The 21,314-nt window shown below is 25.8% G+C and carries 21 protein-coding genes and 4 tRNA genes; 11 read left to right on the top strand and 14 right to left on the bottom strand.

The genetic code is table 11. The annotated features are described in order from the left end of the window. Positions 1-7: 7 nt before the first annotated feature. From atpH to mnmG, 5 genes are all read right to left on the bottom strand, one after another. Positions 8-538, bottom strand: coding sequence for an ATP synthase F1 subunit delta (gene atpH / locus HU701_RS00230; RefSeq protein ID WP_248594327.1), 531 nt, complete (start codon positions 536-538; stop codon positions 8-10). An 11-nt stretch (positions 539-549) separates the two neighbouring features. Further along, positions 550-1,041: a F0F1 ATP synthase subunit B gene (locus HU701_RS00225; protein WP_158345853.1), complete on the bottom strand. Its 492-nt coding sequence runs from the start codon at positions 1,039-1,041 to the stop codon at positions 550-552. Positions 1,042-1,134: 93 nt separating this feature from the next. Beyond that, positions 1,135-1,374 carry a F0F1 ATP synthase subunit C gene (gene atpE, locus HU701_RS00220; protein WP_053940000.1) on the bottom strand — a complete coding sequence of 80 codons (240 nt, stop codon included), beginning with the start codon at positions 1,372-1,374 and terminating at the stop codon, positions 1,135-1,137. Between the two features lie 42 nt (positions 1,375-1,416). Beyond that, entirely contained in the window at positions 1,417-2,235 is an 819-nt protein-coding gene (gene atpB / locus HU701_RS00215) for a F0F1 ATP synthase subunit A (RefSeq protein ID WP_158345851.1), read from the bottom strand. A 132-nt stretch (positions 2,236-2,367) separates the two neighbouring features. Next, positions 2,368-4,263: a tRNA uridine-5-carboxymethylaminomethyl(34) synthesis enzyme MnmG gene (mnmG, locus tag HU701_RS00210; protein WP_178918882.1), complete on the bottom strand. Its 1,896-nt coding sequence runs from the start codon at positions 4,261-4,263 to the stop codon at positions 2,368-2,370. 433 nt (positions 4,264-4,696) lie between these two features. Here mnmG and HU701_RS00205 point away from each other — a divergent pair, with 433 nt between their 5' ends. Further along, a complete protein-coding gene (locus tag HU701_RS00205) occupies positions 4,697-5,302 on the top strand; it encodes a YfgM family protein (RefSeq protein ID WP_158345847.1) in 606 nt (201 codons plus the stop codon). A gap of 25 nt (positions 5,303-5,327) precedes the next feature. After that, the gene (gene der, locus HU701_RS00200; RefSeq protein WP_178918880.1) at positions 5,328-6,686 is read left to right on the top strand and encodes a ribosome biogenesis GTPase Der; all 1,359 of its coding nucleotides are present in this window, start codon (positions 5,328-5,330) and stop codon (positions 6,684-6,686) included. Here the strand turns inward: der and fdx are convergent, their stop codons facing one another. From fdx to HU701_RS00175, 5 genes are all read right to left on the bottom strand, one after another. Next, on the bottom strand, positions 6,687-7,022 hold the full coding sequence (gene fdx, locus HU701_RS00195; protein ID WP_158345843.1) for an ISC system 2Fe-2S type ferredoxin: 336 nt from the start codon (positions 7,020-7,022) through the stop codon (positions 6,687-6,689). Next, a complete protein-coding gene (gene hscA, locus HU701_RS00190) occupies positions 7,022-8,848 on the bottom strand; it encodes a Fe-S protein assembly chaperone HscA (protein ID WP_158345841.1) in 1,827 nt (608 codons plus the stop codon). Before hscA ends, fdx begins: the two co-directional genes overlap by 1 nt. A gap of 41 nt (positions 8,849-8,889) precedes the next feature. Next, a complete protein-coding gene (gene hscB / locus HU701_RS00185; RefSeq protein ID WP_158345839.1) occupies positions 8,890-9,387 on the bottom strand; it encodes a Fe-S protein assembly co-chaperone HscB in 498 nt (165 codons plus the stop codon). Between the two features lie 85 nt (positions 9,388-9,472). Next, positions 9,473-9,859: a Fe-S cluster assembly scaffold IscU gene (gene iscU, locus HU701_RS00180; protein WP_158345837.1), complete on the bottom strand. Its 387-nt coding sequence runs from the start codon at positions 9,857-9,859 to the stop codon at positions 9,473-9,475. A 31-nt stretch (positions 9,860-9,890) separates the two neighbouring features. Further along, positions 9,891-11,105, bottom strand: coding sequence for an IscS subfamily cysteine desulfurase (locus tag HU701_RS00175; protein ID WP_158345835.1), 1,215 nt, complete (start codon positions 11,103-11,105; stop codon positions 9,891-9,893). A 177-nt stretch (positions 11,106-11,282) separates the two neighbouring features. On the opposite strand from HU701_RS00175, the gene HU701_RS00170 reads away from it, so the two are divergent. The 9 genes from HU701_RS00170 (at position 11,283) to HU701_RS00130 (ending at position 19,112) form a co-directional block, all read left to right on the top strand. After that, positions 11,283-11,358 (top strand) — tRNA-Trp (locus HU701_RS00170). 137 nt (positions 11,359-11,495) lie between these two features. Continuing rightward, positions 11,496-13,349 (top strand): dihydroxy-acid dehydratase, encoded by a 1,854-nt coding sequence (ilvD, locus tag HU701_RS00165; RefSeq protein WP_178918878.1) that lies wholly within the window; start codon positions 11,496-11,498, stop codon positions 13,347-13,349. A 49-nt stretch (positions 13,350-13,398) separates the two neighbouring features. Then, complete coding sequence (gene ilvC, locus HU701_RS00160) at positions 13,399-14,871, top strand: ketol-acid reductoisomerase (RefSeq protein WP_178918876.1); 1,473 nt, start codon at positions 13,399-13,401, stop codon at positions 14,869-14,871. A gap of 51 nt (positions 14,872-14,922) precedes the next feature. Continuing rightward, positions 14,923-16,860 carry a DNA helicase Rep gene (gene rep / locus HU701_RS00155; protein ID WP_158345829.1) on the top strand — a complete coding sequence of 646 codons (1,938 nt, stop codon included), beginning with the start codon at positions 14,923-14,925 and terminating at the stop codon, positions 16,858-16,860. Between the two features lie 210 nt (positions 16,861-17,070). After that, positions 17,071-17,397, top strand: a complete 327-nt coding sequence (trxA, locus tag HU701_RS00150; protein WP_158345827.1) for a thioredoxin TrxA — start codon at positions 17,071-17,073, stop codon at positions 17,395-17,397. Positions 17,398-17,513: 116 nt separating this feature from the next. Next, the gene (rho, locus tag HU701_RS00145; RefSeq protein ID WP_053940503.1) at positions 17,514-18,773 is read left to right on the top strand and encodes a transcription termination factor Rho; all 1,260 of its coding nucleotides are present in this window, start codon (positions 17,514-17,516) and stop codon (positions 18,771-18,773) included. 67 nt (positions 18,774-18,840) lie between these two features. Continuing rightward, positions 18,841-18,914 (top strand) — tRNA-Arg (locus tag HU701_RS00140). A gap of 35 nt (positions 18,915-18,949) precedes the next feature. Next, a tRNA-His gene (locus tag HU701_RS00135) sits at positions 18,950-19,022 on the top strand. Positions 19,023-19,038: 16 nt separating this feature from the next. Continuing rightward, positions 19,039-19,112 (top strand) — tRNA-Pro (locus HU701_RS00130). 7 nt (positions 19,113-19,119) lie between these two features. Here HU701_RS00130 and HU701_RS00125 read toward each other — a convergent pair. From HU701_RS00125 to cyaY, 4 genes are all read right to left on the bottom strand, one after another. Then, on the bottom strand, positions 19,120-19,560 hold the full coding sequence (locus tag HU701_RS00125; RefSeq protein WP_178919461.1) for a uroporphyrinogen-III synthase: 441 nt from the start codon (positions 19,558-19,560) through the stop codon (positions 19,120-19,122). Continuing rightward, positions 19,518-19,865 carry a uroporphyrinogen-III synthase gene (locus HU701_RS00120; protein WP_158345823.1) on the bottom strand — a complete coding sequence of 116 codons (348 nt, stop codon included), beginning with the start codon at positions 19,863-19,865 and terminating at the stop codon, positions 19,518-19,520. Before HU701_RS00120 ends, HU701_RS00125 begins: the two co-directional genes overlap by 43 nt. A gap of 6 nt (positions 19,866-19,871) precedes the next feature. Then, positions 19,872-20,804 carry a hydroxymethylbilane synthase gene (hemC, locus tag HU701_RS00115; RefSeq protein ID WP_158345821.1) on the bottom strand — a complete coding sequence of 311 codons (933 nt, stop codon included), beginning with the start codon at positions 20,802-20,804 and terminating at the stop codon, positions 19,872-19,874. Positions 20,805-20,909: 105 nt separating this feature from the next. Continuing rightward, the gene (gene cyaY, locus HU701_RS00110; protein WP_178918874.1) at positions 20,910-21,257 is read right to left on the bottom strand and encodes an iron donor protein CyaY; all 348 of its coding nucleotides are present in this window, start codon (positions 21,255-21,257) and stop codon (positions 20,910-20,912) included. Positions 21,258-21,314: the final 57 nt, after the last annotated feature.

Genomic DNA, 21,314 nt, shown 5'->3' with positions numbered 1-21,314 from the left:
TGTTCTCTTAAAAATTTAATGCTAAAGATAATTGTTTTAAATGATTGCGTATAGAAAAATCAAAAATTTGATCATCTATTTTTATAATTATACCATCAAGTATACAACTATTAATTTTATATATAAATTTAATTTTAGAAGACAATATTTCTTCTAAAAGAAAACGTATTTTAATAACTTCGTCTTTCTTCAAAATATATGCTGATGTTAATTGAACAATGATAATTTTTTGATGAGAAGCTTCTAATTTGAGAAATTGTTTTAATATATTACCAAATACTTTAAATCGTTGATTATAAGCTAATAATTTTATTAAATTTTTTGAATATTTATCAAGATGTTCATCAATAACAGATATAAAAAAAGATGATAAATAATTTGGAGATAAAGATCCAGATAAAAATTTTTGAACATTTTTGCATGCAATAATTTGATTAATTAAAATTAATATTTTTTTCCATTTCATTATTGCATTATTCTTTATTGCTATTGAAAAAATAGCTTCAGCATAAGGTCTAGCAATAGTATCAAATGACATCAAATATTACCTTATATTAATTTTTTTATCTCTGATAGAGACGCAACTACATTGTTAACAAAAAATTTATTTTTACCTTCTTGAATATTTTTTTTAATTATTTTTTCAGCCATTAAAACAGATAAATCTACAATTTCTTTTTTTAAATCTTGACGAGCATGTTCAACTTCAAGATCAATTTTTAACTTACTGTCTAAAAAAATTTTTTTAGTTTCTTGAATCGCTGCATTTCTTGCTTCTTCTAGAATGAATAACTTTTGTTGATTCGCTTCGTTTAAAATAGAAGAAGCTTTTTTCCTGCTATCTTTAATCATTTGATTCATCTTTTTTTGCATAATCAAATATTCTTGTTCAACTTTTTTTGAAAAAATTAAAGTATCTTCAATTTTTTTTTGTCTTGTTTCTATAGCTAAAATAATAGGAGGCCATATATATTTCATACAAAACCAAACAAATAAAACAAATGAAATTGCTTGTCCAAAAATTGTTGCATTAAGATTCACAATCGCACGCCTTATGTTAAATTAATCTTTACGCCATTCAAAAACGTAAAGATTTTGCTAATTATTTTTAAATAAAAACTATTTTTTAAAAAATTAAGAAATAGCAAAAAGCATATATAAACCTAAACCTACAGCAATCATAGGAATCGCATCAACTAACCCCATAACAACAAAAAACTGTGTTCTTAATAAAGGAATTAAATCAGGCTGTCTTGCTGCTCCTTCTAAAAATTTTCCACCTAAAATACCAATGCCAATTGCAGCACCAATTGCAGCTAATCCAATCATAATAGCTACTGCTATATATAACATATCAACATTTAAATGATTCATTATAAACCCCGGTTTTTAATAGGATTATAGTCAAATTTTATCTTAATGAGATTGCGAAGCTATTGATAAATAAACAATTGTCAAAACCATGAAAATAAAAGCTTGCAAAGAAATGATTAAAATATGAAAAATAGCCCATGGAACATTTAAAAAAAACTGCGACCACCATGGAAGTAAACTTGCAATTAAGATAAAAATCATCTCACCAGAATACATATTACCAAAGAGTCTTAAACCCAAAGAAATAGGTTTAGATAACAAAGAAACAAATTCTAATAAAAAATTAAAAATAAAAAATGCAGGATGTTTAAAAGGCTGTAAAGTGAGTTCTTTAAAAAAACCAATATATCCTTTAATCTTTATACTATAAAATATAATCAAAGCAAAAACTGCTAAGGACATGGACAAAGTAATGTTCACATCAGCAGATGGAACGATACGAATAGCGGGCAATTGAAATACAGTTTCAAAAAAAGATGGTAAAAAATCAATTGGTATTAAGTCCATTAAATTCATTAAGAAAACCCATATAAAAATTGTTAACGACAAAGGTGCTATAAGTAAATTTTTACCTTGAAACATACCTTTTACATTTAATAATATAAATTCAAAAACTATCTCAACACCAGCTTGTAATTTATTTGGCACACCAGTCGTAACTTTTTTTGCTGTTATATAAAAAATACTAATAAAAATACATCCTAATACAAAAGAAAATATTATTGAATCAATATTTAATATCCAAAAATGAGAAGAAACAATTTCAGATCTAACAATCTTTAAATTAGACAAATCTATTTGTAAATGACGCAAATGATGGCTGATATATTTTTGAGGATTAGATATTTGCTCTAAAAACATAATTTTTTCTCATCTATTTTATATTAAATTTAATATAAAAACATAAATATTTAAAAAAATTTTACTTAAATGCTATTTAATATCTATATTTTAAAATAATTATATTATATTCTAAATTAGATCGTAAACCTTTTATGACATAAGTTTTTTACACGATTCTTTTTTTAAATGAATTAATAAAACAGATATAGACGCAGGTGTGATACCAGAAATACGAGATGCCTGACCAATGGAAACTGGTTTATAATCATTTAATTTAACAATTGCTTCATGTGATAAACCTTTTACTTTTTTGTAGTCATATGGAAATGGCAAAAAAGTATTTTCATTTTTTAAATGTTTATCAATTTCTTCTAATTGTCGTTTAATATAACCTTCATATTTTATTTCATTTTCTACATGATTAATAACCGATAAATCAGAAGTTTTTGAAGAAAAAAGATTCAAATCAGATAAAATTTTATAGGTTATTTCTGGTCGTTTGAGTAAACTAAAAATATTTGTTTTTTTAGTTAATAAAATATTAAAAGAACTATTTAAAATTTTAGCATTAGAAGATTCGGGATATATTTTTGTTTTTTTTAAATATTTCACTTCAGAATTGATATTTAATAATTTACTACTATAAAGGGACCATCTTAAATCATTGATTAATCCAAATTTACGACCAATCTCAGTAAGACGTATATCAGCGTTGTCTTCTCTTAAAATTAATCGATGCTCAGCACGTGAAGTAAACATTCGATATGGTTCATTAGTACCTTGTGTAGTAAGATCATCAATAAGCACACCTAAGTAAGCTTGATCACGTCTAGGAAACCATGGTTTTCGATCTAAAGCATATAGTCCAGCATTTAAACCCGCCAAAAGACCCTGAGAAGCAGCTTCTTCATATCCAGTAGTACCATTAATTTGGCCTGCTAAAAAAAGCCCTTTGACCCATTTACTTTCTAAAGTCAAATTTAAATCTTTAGGATCAAAAAAGTCATATTCTATTGCATATCCTGGTTCAATAATTTTAGCTTGCTCCAAACCTTTTATAGATTTAACTATTTTTTCTTGAATATTTAACGGTAAGCTAGTCGAAATTCCATTAGGATATATCTTGCAACTAGACAAACCTTCTGGCTCTAAAAAAATCTGATGCGATATCTTATGAGGAAAGCGTACAATTTTATCTTCAATAGAAGGGCAATATCGAGGTCCCACGCCTTTTATAAAACCTTTGTACATCGGGCTTTTATCTAAATTATCACGTATTATTTGATGAGTCTTTTCATTTGTATGTGTAAGATAACATGGTACTTGCTCCGGATGATCTGAAATTTTTCCTATAAAAGAAAAAACTGGAACAGGAATATCTCCATGCTGTACAAATAAATTATGAAAATCAATAGTACTTACGTCAATTCTAGGTGGAGTTCCTGTTTTTAATCGATTAACGCGAAAAGGTAATTCTCTTAAGCGATATGCTAAATCTAATGAAGCTTTCGCATCTTTTCTTCCTGCAAAATAACTATTCGTACCGATATATATTTTCCCCCCTAAAAAAGTGCCAGTAGACAAAACAACTGATTTAGCATAAAAACTTATTTCATTTTGTGTTAATACACCAACAACCTGATAATTTTTAATAATTAAATCTTTTATTTCTTCCTCTAAAATTAATAAATGATTTTCTTGATACAATAATTTTTTCACATTTTGAGCGTAAAGCAATCTATCAGCTTGCGCTCGAGTAGATCGTACAGCGGGACCTTTTTTACTATTTAAAATTCTAAATTGAATACCTGACCGATCAATTGCTTGAGCCATAATTCCGCCCAAAGCATCTATTTCTTTTACTAAATGACTTTTTCCAATTCCACCAATTGCTGGATTGCAAGATAAAACACCAATATCTTTTATATTCTTGGTTAATAATAATGTTTTACATCCTAATCTCGCAGAAACTGATGCAGCTTCAGTTCCTGCATGACCTCCACCAATAATAATTACATCAAAAATTTTTAAACTTGACTGCAACATATAAAAACCCTTTAAAATGTTAAAAAATATTTTATACAGTATTAATATTTAAATCAAGATAACACATGTAAACATTAAAAATAAGACATTAATATTAAAGACTATCTTTAAGTTGTTTAAAAAGAAAAAAAAACAATAATAATATATTATTATTATTAGTAAATATAAAATCTGTGGATAAGTCACCTTGAGCATTGATAATAAAGGAACTTCTTCTATTAATTAGCTGTGTATAATTAGTGTATTTTATGGGGATAAGTTTTTTAAAAAGTTATTTTTTTTAAATAAAAATGAAAAAAAAAAATTTTTTAAGAATCAATATTGCATTCATGATAAAAAATTTTTTAAAAATATCTTTTTATTATTAAAAAGATTAAACTTATACAAATTTATATAAAAATTTATCTATATTCAAAAAAAATAAGGAAAAAAGATGTATTTAACACAGAATAATTCAATTAAAAAATCAAAAATCTTTAAAAAAAAATTTTTTTTAATTATATTTTTCTTTATTCTAGTTTTTTTTATATTCTTTTTAATTATAAAACCTATAAATCAAACAAAGAATGTAAATAAAAATACCTATGAAAAAATAATAAAAGAGATAAATGCAAATAAAAATGCAAATTTTTTCAATGCAGAAAAATTTATCATAGAAAATAAAAATGTTTATGGTACTTTAATTTCTTTATCATTATCAAAAAAATACATTTTAAAAAACCATCTAGAAGAAGCATTTATTCAATTAAAAACAAGCTTAAAATATACAAATGAAGAAAACTTAAAAAATATTTTAAGATTAAGAATGTCAAAAATAAAAATACAACAAAATAAAAACAAAGATGCAATGCAAATTATTCAAGAAATTCAAGACGATTCTTGGAAAAGTATAGTAGAAAATATAAAAGGAGATATTTTTATGAAAAATGGCAACAAAAAACTAGCAATTAAATGTTGGAAGAAAAGTAAATTTCTTGAAGAATCTAAAACATCAAAAGAAATAATTAACATGAAGATAAACGAAGCTCAAATCAAATAAAAAATAAAAAAGAGTTAATACTAAAATGTTACCTATTATCGCATTAATTGGTCGTACAAATGTAGGAAAATCTACTTTATTTAATATTCTAACTAAAAAAAGAAACGCATTAGTTTCAAATTTCTCAGGACTTACTCGAGATAGAAATTATGAATTTTGTTACATAGAAAAAAATAAAAAATTTATCTTAACAGACACTGCTGGTTTTGATTTTAAATGGCAACCAATAAAAACAAAAGCTTATGCACAAACATTAATAGCTATTAAAGAAGCTGATCTAATTTTATTTATAGTAAATGCTCGCGAAGGAATACTACCGGAGGAATATGAAATATTAAAAATTATAAGAAAACACCAAAAAGAATCATTTTTACTGATTAATAAAATAGATGGAATAAAAGAAATAGAAAAAATTAATGAATTTTATGCTTTAGGATTTAAAAAAACCATAAAAATTTCCGCAAGTCATAACCAAGGAATTAATAATTTTGTTAATAAATATTTAATTCCTTGGATAGATTTTACATTTAATAAAAAAATACAAAAAGTCACAAAAAAAGAAATAAAATTAGAAAATATTCCAATAAAAATTGCATTTTTAGGCAAGCCTAATGTTGGAAAATCAACATTAATCAACACACTTACAATGCAAAATAGAATTATTACTTCTAATACACCAGGTACAACATTAGATACTATATCTATTCCTATAGAATATAATAATAAAAATTATATTTTAATTGACACTGCAGGAACATCAAAAAAGAAAAGAAAAAAAAGCAAAATTGAACAAATATCTATGATTAAAACCATCGAAACCATCGAAACAGCAGATATAATATTATTGATTATAGATGCAAAAGAAGAACAACAAAAAATATGCAATCAAAATTTATTACTAGTAAATATTACTGAAAAATTTGGCAAACCACTAATCATAATAGTTAATAAATGCGATTTGTTAAGTTCCATAGAAAAAAATAAATTTAAAAAATCAATAAATGATCAACTAAAAAACTTATTTTTTTTAAAAATACATTTTATATCAGCACTAAAAAATAAAAAAGTTTTTGAAATATTTAAATTAGTTGAAAATCTTTATAGATTTTATAAAACAAAAATAAATACTTCAAAACTCATGAAAACCATGCAAGATGCAATAAGAAAACATCAACCTCCAATTATAAAAGGTCGTCGAATAAAATTAAAATATATACATTTAGGAAGTTCTAATCCGATTCAAATTATTATACATGGTAATCAAACAAAACAATTACCATTAACTTACAAAAAATATTTAAAAAATTTTATTCATGAATCTTTAAAAATAAATGGAATACCAATTAAAATTAAATTCAAAGATATAAAAAATCCATATATTTAATTAATTATCAGAAACATGATTAGCATTATATAAAGGAATTTCTACTTCTATGTCGCTATCTCCTATGATAGCTTGACAACTTAATCGACTTGTAGATTCAAGACCCCACGCTTTATCTAGAACATCTTCTTCTTTCTCAGTCCATCCTGAAAGAGAAAGAAAACCTTTTCGTATAATACAATGGCAAGTGCTACAAGCACATGATTTTTCACATGCATGTTCCAACTTAATATTGTTTAATAATGCAACATTTAAGATAGTTTCTCCTTTTTTACAAATACAAATAGCACCTTTAGGTAATATAAATTTATGAGGTAGAAAAAGAATTTTAGGCATTATTTAGTCTCGTTTTTTTGATTATTTATTGAATCATTAATTGCATTTTTTAACCGCAATGAAAAAAAATTTTTAGTTACTTCATCCAATTTTTTTAAATTTAATTTAATTGAATAAAAATCATCTTCATCAATTGATTTTTGTAATTTTTCTTGATTTAATTTTATTTTTTTTAATTCTTGTATGCTAATTAAATGACTATCTTGTTTTAAAGCTGACGCCAATAAATCTAAAACATTTTTAGATTCAATTTTTTTTTCTTCTTTAATTCTAAAATAATAATCATTTTTCAAATAATTAAAATCATTTTTAATCATTTTAAAATTATTTGTATAATCTAACCAAGAACGATCAATTTGAATTGTTTTTTGTTTATTACTGCTCTTTTCATGAGCAGTTATACTAATTAAACCATCGGTATCAATTTGAAATGTAACTAAAATCCTAATTGTACCTGCTTTTCTAGGTAAAATATTTTTCAAAACAAAACGAGAAAGTGAAACACAATTTTTTACGAGCTCACTTTCTCCTTGCAAGATATGAACAACGATCCCTGTTTGATTATCTCTTGAAGTTGTGAACTCTTTAGTTTTAGAAATAGGTATATGACTATTACGAAAAATAATTTTTTCTACAAATCCTCCTATAACTTCGATTCCTAAGGAAAGAGGAACAACATCTAGTAATATTATTTGATTCTTTTTATTACTTGATGCAAGCATGCTACATTGCAATGCAGCACCAATTGCAACGACTTGATCTGGATTAATTGAAATTAATGGATTTTTTAAAAAAAAATTTTTAACTTCATTATAAACCAATGGAACTCGCGTAGAACCTCCCACCATAATAACTTCTTTAATTTCTTTGATATTTAAATCTATTTCTTTAAATATTTTCGTACAAATTAATAAAGTTTTTTTAACTAAATTTTTAATAATCAAGTTAAATTCATTACGAGTAACAATTCCATTCCAATTCAAAACATTAACTTCTACAGTTTCATGATAAGTTAATTTTATTTTAGTTTCTTTTGCAACTGCTAATAATAAAGCATGAAAGGAATCATTGTATTGATGATGTAATAAATTAGCTTTCTTATATATATAATTTGCTAAAATTATATCAAAATCATCACCGCCTAAATTAGAATCACCACTTGTAGCTAATACTTCAAATAACCCTTTATTTAAATTTAATACAGAAACATCAAAAGTACCACCACCAAGATCATATACAATAACAATGCCTTTTTTATTTCTTTCTAAACCATATGCAACAGCTGCAGATGTTGGCTCATTTAATAATCTAACTAAATTAACTCCTCCAATAGTAGCAGCATTTTTTATTAAAGAACGCTGAATATTATTAAAATATGCTGGTACAGTTATAACTGTCATATCGATTTGTGTATTATATAAAGAAGAAGCTCTTTTTTTTAAATATTTCAGTATTTTGCTTACAACTTGAGTAGAAGAAATTCGCCCTGAATCAGTGTAAAAAAAAAGATCTCCATTTTTATCTTGTTCTATGGTATAAGGTAGAATTGGAAATTCTTTTTTAATAAAATCAATAGATCGACCAATTAAACGTTTCACTGAAACAATTGTATTTTTTGGATCTTGAAGAACTTTGTTAACAGCATCCCAACCTATAGTAAAATCATTTTTCCCGCAATGTATAATAGAAGGTAATAAATAACGTTTGTTATTATCGGATAATAATACAGCATGATTATTTTCTATGGTAGATATGAGGGAGTAAGTAGTGCCAAAATCAATTCCTAAAATTAATTTTTGATTAAATTTTTCTTTTAAAAAAATCATATAAAAACATCCTAATTTATGTAATTTAAGCAAAAAAATTTTTATTTTTTTAATTTCCCTTTTATTCTCTTTAAAAATAACAATTGAGATGTTGCACTAATAATTGCATTCCAATTTTTATTATGAAATTCGTTATTAATCATATTTTCACAATCTTTTATTTCATTTTCTATTTTTTTTAAAAAATTATTGAAACAAATTATATTTGGATTATTCGTTTTTTTTAAAATTTCTAACTCTTCATGTAAAAAAAAATATTTTTTTAAAAAATATTGATTATGAGATAATAATTTTTCTTCATCTACTTTAATACCATTCAAAAAAAGTAAATACATTGATCGATTGAATGAATTTTTTAGGATTTTATATCCTTTATTAATTTGAATAGATTTTTTTAAAACCCATTTTTTTTTAGAATCAGATTCATTTATAAATAAATCAGGATGAAATTTTAATTGCAATTTATAAAAATTTTTATTTAATAAATCTTTATTTATCCGAAATTTTTTTGGCAATGTAAATAATGTAAAATAATTCATAAAACACCTAAATTACATTGATGTTAAAATATTAAATTAAAATTTAATGTTGAAAAAAATTTTTCAACATTAAATATAAAAAATATCATTCTCTATTTTTTTTATTTTTATAGTCTGCAATCGCCGCTTTAATAGCATCTTCTGCTAAAATTGAACAATGAATTTTAACTGGAGGAAGTTCTAATTCTTCTACTATACTTGTATTCTTAATAGATTCCGCTTCCTTTATTGATTTTCCTTTTATCCATTCTGTTGCAAGTGAACTAGAAGCAATGGCAGAACCACAACCATATGTTTTGAAACAAGCATCTTCAATAATACCTTTTGAATTAACTTTAATTTGTAATTTCATAACGTCACCACAAGCAGGTGCACCGACTAAACCACTTCCCACGTTAATGTCTGTATTAGAAAAAGAACCAACATTTCGAGGATTTTCATAATGATCCATAACTTTTTTGCTATATGCCATTTTCACTACCTTTAATTTAAAAGATGTTGTTTTAACTATGATCCCACTCTATACTGTTTAAATCAACTCCTGATTTAAACATTTCCCATAACGGTGAAAGCTCCCGAAGTTTAGAAATAGATTTATGAACTAATTGTATTGTATGTTGAATTTCTTCTTTTGTTGTAAATCTCCCAATAGAAAAACGAATTGAGCTATGTGCTAATTCATCTTTTATTCCTAAAGCTCTTAGTACATAAGAAGGCTCTAAACTAGATGAAGTGCATGCTGAACCAGAAGAAATAGCTAAATCTTTTAATGACATAATCAATGATTCACCTTCAACATAATTAAAACTAACGTTTAATATATGAGGAGCTCCTTGCTTTAAATCACTATTTAAATAAACTTCTTCAATATTTTTAATTCCATTCCATAAATCATTTCTTAAATTATTTAAATGTGTAAGATCATCTTTTATTTTTTTTCTCGCTAATTCAAAAGCTTCTCCCATACCAACAATTTGATGTACTGGTAAAGTTCCAGCTCTTATTCCTCTTTCATGACCACCTCCATGTAAAGATGCTAACAAACGAACTCGAGGTTTTCGACGAACATATAGACCACCAATACCTTTTGGTCCATATAATTTATGAGCTGAAAAAGACATCAAATCTATAAATGAATTTTTTATATTAACATTAATTTTACCTACACTTTGCGTTGCATCTACATGAAAAAAAACATCACGAGATCTACAAATTTCAGATATACTTTTTATATCTTGTATAATTCCAGTTTCATTATTTACATGCATAATGGAAACTAATATAGTATTCTTCTTTATATGTTTTTTTAAATCATTTAAATCAATGATCCCATTATTTTTAGGGGTCAAATAAGTTACAGAGAAACCTTCGCTCTCTAAATATCTACAGGAATCTAATACTGATTTATGTTCCGTCTTACTTGTAATAATGTGATTGCCTTTTTTTTTATGAAACAAAGCAATACCCTTAATAGCTAAATTATTTGCTTCAGTAGCACCAGAAGTAAATATAATTTCGCGTGAATCTGCTCCAATCAAATCAGATATTTGATTACGAGCAACATCAACTACCTCTTCAGCTTCCCAACCGAATTTATGTGACCGAGAAGCCGGATTTCCAAACATTCCATCAATTGTTAAATAATTCATCATTTTTTTAGCAACTTGATAATCTACTGGAGTAGTGGCTGCATAATCTAAATAAATTGGAGTTTTCATAAAAAATTACCTTGTTTTTATTTTTACGTAATATTAATATTCTATCATTTTAAAAAAAAATTAGATCTAAAATTAATACACTTTTCTAGTTGAATTTTATAAAATACAAACTAGACTTTTTTATTAATTAAGAATATAATTAGTTTTTAAAATATAATTAAAAATCTAAACATCATTAGGGGTGTAGTTCAATTGGTAGAGCATCGGTCTCCAAAACCGAAAGTTGTAGGTTCAAATCCTTCCACCCCTGCCAAAATTTCACTCATCAGATTTATGCAATAATTTCCTTTAAAAGCAAATCATATAAAATGATTACTCCTGCTAAAAAATAAATATGCACATTTTCAAAAAAATATCAAATAAAATAATATTCTTATGAGGTTATCTAAAATGCCTAAATACCGTTCTTTTACAACAACACAAGGAAGAAATATGTCTGGAGCTAGGTCTTTATGGCGAGCTACTGGAATGAACGATGAAGACTTTAAAAAACCCATTATCGCCATAGTTAATTCTTTTTCTCAGTTTGTTCCAGGTCATATTCATTTACAAGAAGTAGCTCAAATTATTTCAAAAGAAATTGCAAAATCAGGTGGTGTACCTAAAGAATTTAATACTATTGCTATAGATGACGGAATAGCAATGGGTCATTCAGGAATGTTATATTCTTTACCTTCTCGCGAATTGATTGCAGATTCTATAGAATATGTAATTAATGCGCACTGTGTAGATGCAATGATATGCGTTTCTAATTGCGATAAAATTACACCTGGAATGTTCATGGCTGCAATGCGATTAAATATACCTTCAGTTTTCATCTCAGGTGGGCCAATGGAGGCAGGTAAAACAAAAATCAAAGAGAAAATAGAAAAAATTGACTTAGTTGATGCAATTATTCACGGAGGTAATCCTAATAATTCAGATGATTTCATAAAAAATATTGAATTATCTTCTTGTCCTACGTGCGGATCTTGCTCAGGTATGTTTACTGCAAACTCTATGAATTGTTTAATGGAAGCAATAGGTTTATCATTGCCGGGGAATGGAACATTGTTAGCTACTCATGTTGATAGAAAAAAATTATTCCAACAATCAGCTCAAATAATAGTAAAAATTACAAAAGATTATTATGAAAATGATAAAAAACAATTTTTACCTAGAAACATTGCAAATAAAGAATCTTTTGAAAACGCAATGATGTTAGATATTGCTATGGGTGGATCCACTAATACTATATTGCATTTATTAGCAGCATCAAATGAAGGAAGTATTGATTTTAAGATGTCTAACATTGACAGACTTTCAAAAAATACCCCACATATTTGTAAAGTTTCTCCAAGTACAAAATTATATCATGTAGAAGATGTCCACCGAGCAGGCGGTGTTATGGGTATATTAGGAGAATTAAATCGTTTTAATTTATTAAATAATCAAACTAAAAATATATTAGGATTGACTTTAAAAGAAACAATAGATAATTATGATATTTTATCTACAAAAAAAAATAATATAATAAAAATGTTTCATGCAGGACCTGGTGGTGTACGAACAGTTAAACCATTTTCACAAAATTTTAGATGGAATGAACTAGATACAAACCGTATCACAGGTTGTATTCGATCTTGTGAAAATGCTTACAGCAAGGAAGGTGGTCTATCTGTTTTATATGGTAATTTAGCAAAAAATGGTTGTATAATAAAAACTGCTAGTGTAAAAAAAGAAAATTACATTTTTTCTGGTATTGCAAAAGTATACGAAAGTCAAGAGGAAGCAGTGAAATCAATATTAGAAGGCCAAGTTTATCCTGGAGATGTAATAGTTATTCGATATGAAGGACCAAAAGGAGGTCCTGGTATGCAGGAAATGCTATATCCAACAACATATTTAAAATCTATGAAATTAGATGAAAAATGTGCATTAATTACTGATGGTAGATTTTCTGGAGGAACATCAGGATTATCAATAGGACATATCTCTCCGGAAGCTGCAAATAAAGGAATAATAGCATTAATTCAAAATGGAGATAATATTAAAATTAATATTTATGAAAAAAAAATTCATTTAAATATCACTGAAAAAGAAATTGAAAATCGTATGAAAAAAGAGGAATTAAAAGGTGATAAAGCATTTAAGCCATTAAATAGAAAGAGAAAAATTTCATTAGCCCTGCAATATTATGCTTCTTGTGCAACTAGCGCAGATACTGGTGCAATAAGAGACAAAAAAAAATTATTTAATCTTTAATAAATTAGATATTTAATAATAAATTAATTTTTTATTCGGAAATACTCAGATGAATTATTTTAATAAATTATCTTTTCGTGAAAAGATCGAAGAAATTAAAAAATGTCGTTTTATGAAAAAAAAAGAATTTGAAAATAAAAACAACATTTTAAAAGAAAAAAATATTGTTATTATAGGTTGCGGATCTCAAGGTTTAAACCAAGGTTTAAATATGAGAGACTCAGGATTAAATGTAGCTTTTGCATTAAAAAATGATAGTATTTTAAAAAAAAATAAATCTTGGTGGAATGCTAAAAACAATAATTTTACAGTAAACAATTATGAAAACTTAATTCCAAATGCTGATCTTGTTATTAATTTAACACCTGACAAACAACATCAAAATGTAGTTCAAGAAGTTCAAAAATTGATGAAACCATATTCATGTTTAGGTTATTCTCATGGTTTTAATATTGTAGAATGTAATGAAAAAATAAGAAAAGACATTACAGTTATTATGGTAGCACCAAAATGCCCTGGAACAGAAGTCCGAGAAGAATTTAAAAGAGGTTTTGGAGTTCCTACATTAATTGCTGTTCATCCAAATAATGATCCTAAAAAGATTGGTTTAGAAATTGCTAAAGCATGGGCTTTTTCGACGGGTGGTCATCGTGCTGGAGTTTTAGAATCATCATTTGTAGCTGAAGTAAAATCAGATTTAATGGGAGAACAAACAATCTTATGCGGAATGTTACAAACAGCATCATTAATATGTTACGAGAAATTAATTGCAGATGGCCATAAATCTGATTATTCAGGAAAATTAATACAATATGGATGGGAAACAATTACTGAATCGTTGAAACATGGAGGTATAACATTAATGATGGATCGACTGACAAATCAATCTAAAATAAGAGCTTTTAAATTAGCTGAAAAAATAAAAAAAATATTAATACCATTATTTGACAAGCACATGGATAATATTATTTCAGGTGAATTTTCTCATGAAATGATGAATGATTGGAAACACAATGATGAAAAATTATTAAATTGGCGTAATAATACAAAAAAAACAAATTTTGAAAAAGCTCCTATTTGCTCAAAAAAAATACGTGAACAAGAATACTATGATCATGGTACAGTAATGGTTTCAATAATAAAAGCAGGAATTGAATTAGCTTTTGAAACAATGTTGAAATCAGGTATTAAAAGCGAATCAGCTTATTATGAATCTTTACATGAACTACCATTAATCGCAAACACAATCGCAAGAAAAAGACTATATGAAATGAATATAGTAATTTCAGATACTGCTGAATATGGTAGTTATTTATTTTCTGAATCAGCTTATCCTATCTTGAAAAATATTATAATGAGTCTTAAAAGATCTGATTTAGGCGAATCATTAGATGATACTACAATAGATAATGTTGAATTATATAAAGTCAACGAACAAATACGAAATCATCCAATTGAAATTATTGGTTTTAAACTAAGAAATTATATGAAAGAAATGAAAAAAATTTCAGTAGGTGAATAATTTATATTATACACAATTTTTTTTAAAACCCTTACTAATTAATATTTTATTATGCCTCTTAATTGTATTCAAAAAAATGCTGTAGAATTTATAAATGGTCCCTGTCTAATATTAGCAGGGGCTGGTTCTGGTAAAACTAAAGTGATTATCAATAAAATTATTTATTTGATAAAATATTGTCAATATCAACCTAAAAATATTATCGCTTTAACATTTACCAACAAAGCTGCACATGAAATAAAACTTCGTCTTTTAAAATATTTAGATATATTTGAAATAAAACAAATCACTATTTCAACATTTCATTCATTTGGATTAAAAATTATTAAAAAAGAAATAGATTTTTTAGAATTAAATTCTAATTTTTCTTTATTTGACGAAAAAGATCAAATTTCATTATTAAAAAAAATCACTAATAAAAATATTAAAAACAATACAAAATTACTAAAAAATTTAATTTTCACTATATCGTATTGGAAAAATAAATTTTACACACCTTCAGATGCTCAACTATTGTCACAATCTAGTCAAGAAAAAGATTTCGCATATTTTTATGAAAAATATACTATTTATTTACGTGAATCAAATATATTAGATTTTGATGATTTAATTTGTCTTCCAACATTGCTATTTAAGAAAAATAAAATTATAAAGCATCGTTGGCAAAAAAAAATTACTTATTTATTAGTAGATGAGTATCAAGATACAAGTCATAGTCAATATGAATTAATTAAAATTTTAACTAAAATAAATTCTAATTTTACTTTAGTTGGAGATGATGACCAATCGATATATTCATGGAGAGGTGCTACTACTCAAAATATTTTTTTACTAAAAAAAGATTTTCCTACTTTAAAAATTATAAAAATGGAGCAGAATTATCGTTCTTATGGAAGAATATTAAAAGCTGCAAATAAACTTATATCATATAACCCGAATTATTTTAAAAAAAAATTATTTTCTGAGTTAAAATATGGGAATAAAATAAAAATCTTAATTGGTCAAAATGAAGAAATTGAAGCTGAAAAAATAGCACAAAAAATACTTTGCGCATATTCTAAAAATAAAATACAATATAAAGATTATGCAATATTATATAGAGGAAATCATCAATCCCAAATTCTTGAAAAAATTTTTCTAAAACGAAATATTCCTTATAGAATTTCTAACAATTCATCATTTTTTTCGCGCCCTGAAATTAAAAATTTATTAAGCTATCTTAGATTAGTAATTAATCCAAATGATAATTATGCTTTTTCAAAAATCTTAAATGTTCCATGTCGCCGAATAGGAATTTCTACACTTAATAAGATAGAAGCATTTGCTATTAAAAAAAATATAAGTTTTTTTCAAGTAAGTAGCCACCCAGAAATAAACAATTTTCTACGACAATCAACATTAGAAAAAATAAAAAAATTTGTTTCTTGGATAAATAAAATTTATTTAATATCTATTTCAAAACCTTATAATATTTTAGATATTATTATTCATGATATTCAATATGAAGCATGGTTATCAAAGCATTTAAAAGAGCCTGATAAAATAAATCAAAGCATAAATAATGTACATACTTTATCTCATTGGATAAAAAGTTTAATAAAAGGAAATGATATCGAAAAACCTATGAGTTTGTTAGAAGTTATTACAAAAATGACACTTCGTGATATAATTAATAGCGAAAAAAAACCTAAAGATTTAAATCAAGTACAATTAATGACATTGCATTCATCTAAAGGGTTAGAATTTTCTTATGTTTTTATTGTTGGAATGAGTGAAGGTATTTTGCCAAATTCAAAAAGCATCGATGAAAATAATATAGAAGAAGAAAGAAGATTAGCCTATGTAGGAATCACTCGAGCAAAAAAAGAATTGTTTTTAACGTATTGCCAAACCAGAATGCAGTATGGTCAAAAATTATATACATTACCTAGTAGGTTTTTATTTGAATTACCTGAAGAAGATTTGCATTGGGATAAAAATTTTTTTTAGGTTACTATTAAAAATAAAATTTAAATAAAAATAAATTACTCAAAAAAATAATTAAAGAATCAATTTTTAAAGAATATTAAAATATAAAAATTCTTTAATTTTAGTTTAAATCAATTTTTAAAAATGATAATATTATATATAAAATTGATTAAAAAATTAAATTTCTCTCAGTTTTTTTATAAATTAAATCAAAATAGAGCAAAGTAAACAATGAACAATATTATTGAGTTAACAGATCAAAATTTTGAAGAAAAAGTTTTAAAAAAAACAGGTTTCATATTAGTTGATTTTTGGGCTGAATGGTGTAATCCATGTAAAATGTTAGCACCTATTTTAGAGGAAATCGCTAATGAATATGTTAATAAAATAGAAGTTGGAAAATTAAATATAGAAATAAATCCAAAAACAGCTCCAATGTATTCCATTCGAGGGATTCCTGCATTATTATTATTTCATAAAAGTCAGGTTCTTGCTACTAAAATCGGAGCAATTTCCAAGTTACAACTCCAAAAATTTTTAGATGAGAATATTAAATAAATTTACTAATTTTTCATTTATAAATTAAATTTTATATAAAATTTATTAATAAAATATACATTATGTCAAAATTATCATTTCAAGATTTACCCCGATTTTACTAAGAACCCACCATTATGAATCTTACCGCACTTAAAAATATGCCAGTTTCCGAATTAATTATTCTTGGTGAAAAAATGGGGTTGGAAAATTTAGCGCGTATGCGTAAACAAGATATTATTTTTGCAATCCTTAAACAACACGCAAAAAGTGGAGAAGATATATTTGGAGATGGAGTTTTAGAAATATTACAAGATGGATTTGGATTTCTTCGTTCTTCTGATAGTTCTTATTTAGCTGGTCCTGATGATATATATGTATCGCCTAGTCAAATTCGTAGATTTAATTTAAGAACTGGCGATACTATCTCAGGAAAGATCAGACCACCTAAAGAAGGTGAAAGATATTTTGCTTTATTGAAAGTAAACGAAGTTAATTATGATAAACCTGAAAACGCAAGAAGCAAAATTTTATTTGAGAATTTAACACCCTTACATGCTAATTCTCGTTTAAGAATGGAAAGAGGAAATGGTTCAACAGAAGATTTAACTGCAAGAGTTTTAGATTTAGCTTCGCCTATAGGAAGAGGTCAAAGAGGTTTAATTGTAGCACCTCCAAAAGCAGGGAAGACAATATTACTACAAAATATCGCACAAAGTATAGCTTATAATCATCCAGATTGCGTTTTAATGGTGTTATTAATTGACGAAAGACCAGAAGAAGTTACTGAAATGCAAAGATTAGTGAAAGGAGAAGTTGTAGCTTCTACTTTCGATGAACCTGCATCAAGACACGTACAAGTAGCAGAAATGGTAATTGAAAAAGCTAAACGGTTAGTAGAGCATAAAAAAGACGTTATTATATTACTTGATTCGATTACTCGTTTAGCACGTGCTTATAATACTGTTGTACCAGCGTCAGGGAAAGTTTTAACAGGGGGGGTCGATGCCAATGCATTACATAGACCTAAAAGATTTTTTGGCGCTGCTCGTAACGTAGAAGAAGGCGGTAGTTTAACAATAATTGCAACCGCATTAGTTGATACAGGTTCAAAAATGGACGAAGTCATTTATGAAGAGTTTAAGGGAACAGGTAATATGGAATTGCCATTATCTAGAAAAATAGCAGAAAAACGCGTTTTTCCAGCTATTGATTATAATAGATCTGGAACTAGAAAAGAAGAATTATTAACTTTACCAGATGAACTTCAAAAAATGTGGATACTAAGAAAAATTATTCATCCAATGAGCGAAATAGATGCAATGGAGTTTTTATTAAATAAATTATCTATGACTAAAACTAATGACGAATTTTTTGATATGATGAAGCGTTCTTAAAATTTTTATAAAAAAAGCTGGACAATAGCGATGATTAGTCATAAAATTTAATTTGTATTTTATAAAAGCGCTCGTAGCTCATTTGGATAGAGCACTATCTTCCGAAGGTAGAGGTACCAGGTTCAAATCCTGTCGAGCGCAAATTATTATGATAAAATATTTTTATGTTCTATTTGGTGGCTATAGCTCAGTTGGTAGAGTGCTGGATTGTGATTCCAGTGGTCATGGGTTCAAATCCCATTAGCCACCCAAAATTTCATTAAAACGGCGAATAGCGCAGCTTGGTAGCGCAACTGGTTTGGGACCAGTAGGTCAGAGGTTCAAATCCTCTTTCGCCGAATAAAATTTAATTATGTTTTTTTATAATTTTTAATAAGTTTTCATTATTAGCATAATTACATACAATAATATCTTTCCATCCTATTTTTTTAGCTATTTCAGCTAATCTATAACCTACAACAAATATCTTGCATCTAAATAGCCATTCATTTTTATTAAGAACATCGATTACTTCATTTAACTTTTTTAAAACATCACCGCTAGTTATTATTAACGTATTGATTTTATAAGCACGCCACTGCTTTATTGATAAACTACTAATTATTTTAAAAGATTTTTTATAACATTCTATCACAGATATATTGAAGTTATTTTTTGATAAATTTTTTTCTACTAATGTTCTTCCATTTTCTCCTTTTAATAAAATTATTTTAGCTTTTTTAATATTTTTTTTATATAAAAGATTTAATAAAGCTTCACTATTTTCTTCATCATTTGGAAATAAAATTTTTTTTTAATGTATTTTTCAAGAAAAATAGCTGTACCTTTTCCAATTGCATAATAATCCGGATTAAGAGGCCAGTGTAAATTATTTTTATTTAAATACAAATTTGTATAATGAACAGATTTTTTAGAAAAAATAATCATTACATCTGAGGTATATAACTCATATTTTTTTTTTGATAAACTAATTGTACTTGAACTAGGTGAAAAATTAAACAAAGAAAAATGCCAGGATAAAATGCCTATATTATTTAGTATATTGACTAATTTTTCACCTTCAGGAGAAGGTCTCATGACTAGTATTTTCATTTTAATTTAATTTTGAGTATAAATATTATCAAGAATTTTCTGAGCACCATTGCTAAGTAATTCGTTAGCTAAAGAGAAAGCCATTTCTTTAGCGGTATCATACCATCCAAATCTTTCTCCTTTTAATACAATAGTGCCATCCGGTGAACCGATTAATCCACGTAACCATATTTTGTTTTGCCTAAGAATAGCATAACTTCCAATTGGAATTTGACATCCTGCTTCTAAATTTTGACAAAATGCACGTTCTGCACTAATTTCAATAAAAGTATTAATATGATTTAAACGAGATAAAAAGAACAATATTTTTTTATCATGCAATCTAGATTGTATTCCAATAGCTCCTTGTCCACATGAAGGAAGAGATAATTCCGCAGGTATGATTTGAGTAATTCGATGATTTAAATGCAATCTATTTAATCCTTCAGTAGCTAGAATTATTGCATCATACTGACCTTGATCTAATTTAGCTATTCTTGTTTCTATATTTCCTCTCAAAGGTGAGACAATTAAATCAGGACGATAAGTTATTAATTGACATTGCCTTCTTAAACTTGACGTTCCAATTATTGCTCCTTTAGGTAATTGATTAATAGATTTATAATGATTAGAAACTAATGAGTCTAATGGATTTCCTCTTTGACATATACCAACTAAACATAATTCTTTAGTAATATGAACAGGGAGATCTTTCATTGAATGTATTGCAATATCTGCTCTGTTTTCAAGAAGAGCAAATTCTAATTCTTTAATAAAAAGCCCTTTTCCTCCAATCTTAGAGAGCGATTTGTTTAAAATATTATCTCCATGTGTTACTATCGGTACTAATTTGATATTTAAATCGGGATATAAAGATAATATTTTCTTTTTAACATATTTAGTTTGTTCTAAAGCTAAAGGACTTTTTCTAGTAGCAATTCTTAATATTTTTTTTTTCATATTACTTGTTTTTTATATTTAGTATAAAACATGTTTTTTGAATCATTATGAAACTATAATCAAATATATAATTTATTATAATCTATTTAAAATTATCACAATTTTTTAAATATTATAAAATGTTACATTATTATTAGATTGTATTGAAAAAGATTTTTGAAATATTTCCCAAAAATTTTTATTGCTACGATTACAAATCCATTGATCTGCATTATAATTAAAATGATATCCATTTAATTTTGTGGCTAGCCAAATTTGTTTTAAAAATTCTTGTTTATTAATGATGATCATGCTTTTGTTTAAAAAGGTAATACTCATCATATAATCTTGTATTTCATAATCAAAATCAATTTTATCAATATATAAATTTAATTTTTTTTCAATCTTGAGAAATAATTTATTTACTAGTTCATGAAAATTGTTTTTTTGATTAGAAATTGTTTTACTTTTCATTAATATTTCCTAAAATTTTTTTAATGCATTTAAAAAAAAAACAAAATCTGTATAATT

It is taken from the genome of Buchnera aphidicola (Aphis gossypii), assembly GCF_013394915.1.
Taxonomy (GTDB): domain Bacteria; phylum Pseudomonadota; class Gammaproteobacteria; order Enterobacterales; family Enterobacteriaceae; genus Buchnera; species Buchnera aphidicola_AZ.
This window is presented reverse-complemented; position numbering and strand designations above follow the sequence as displayed.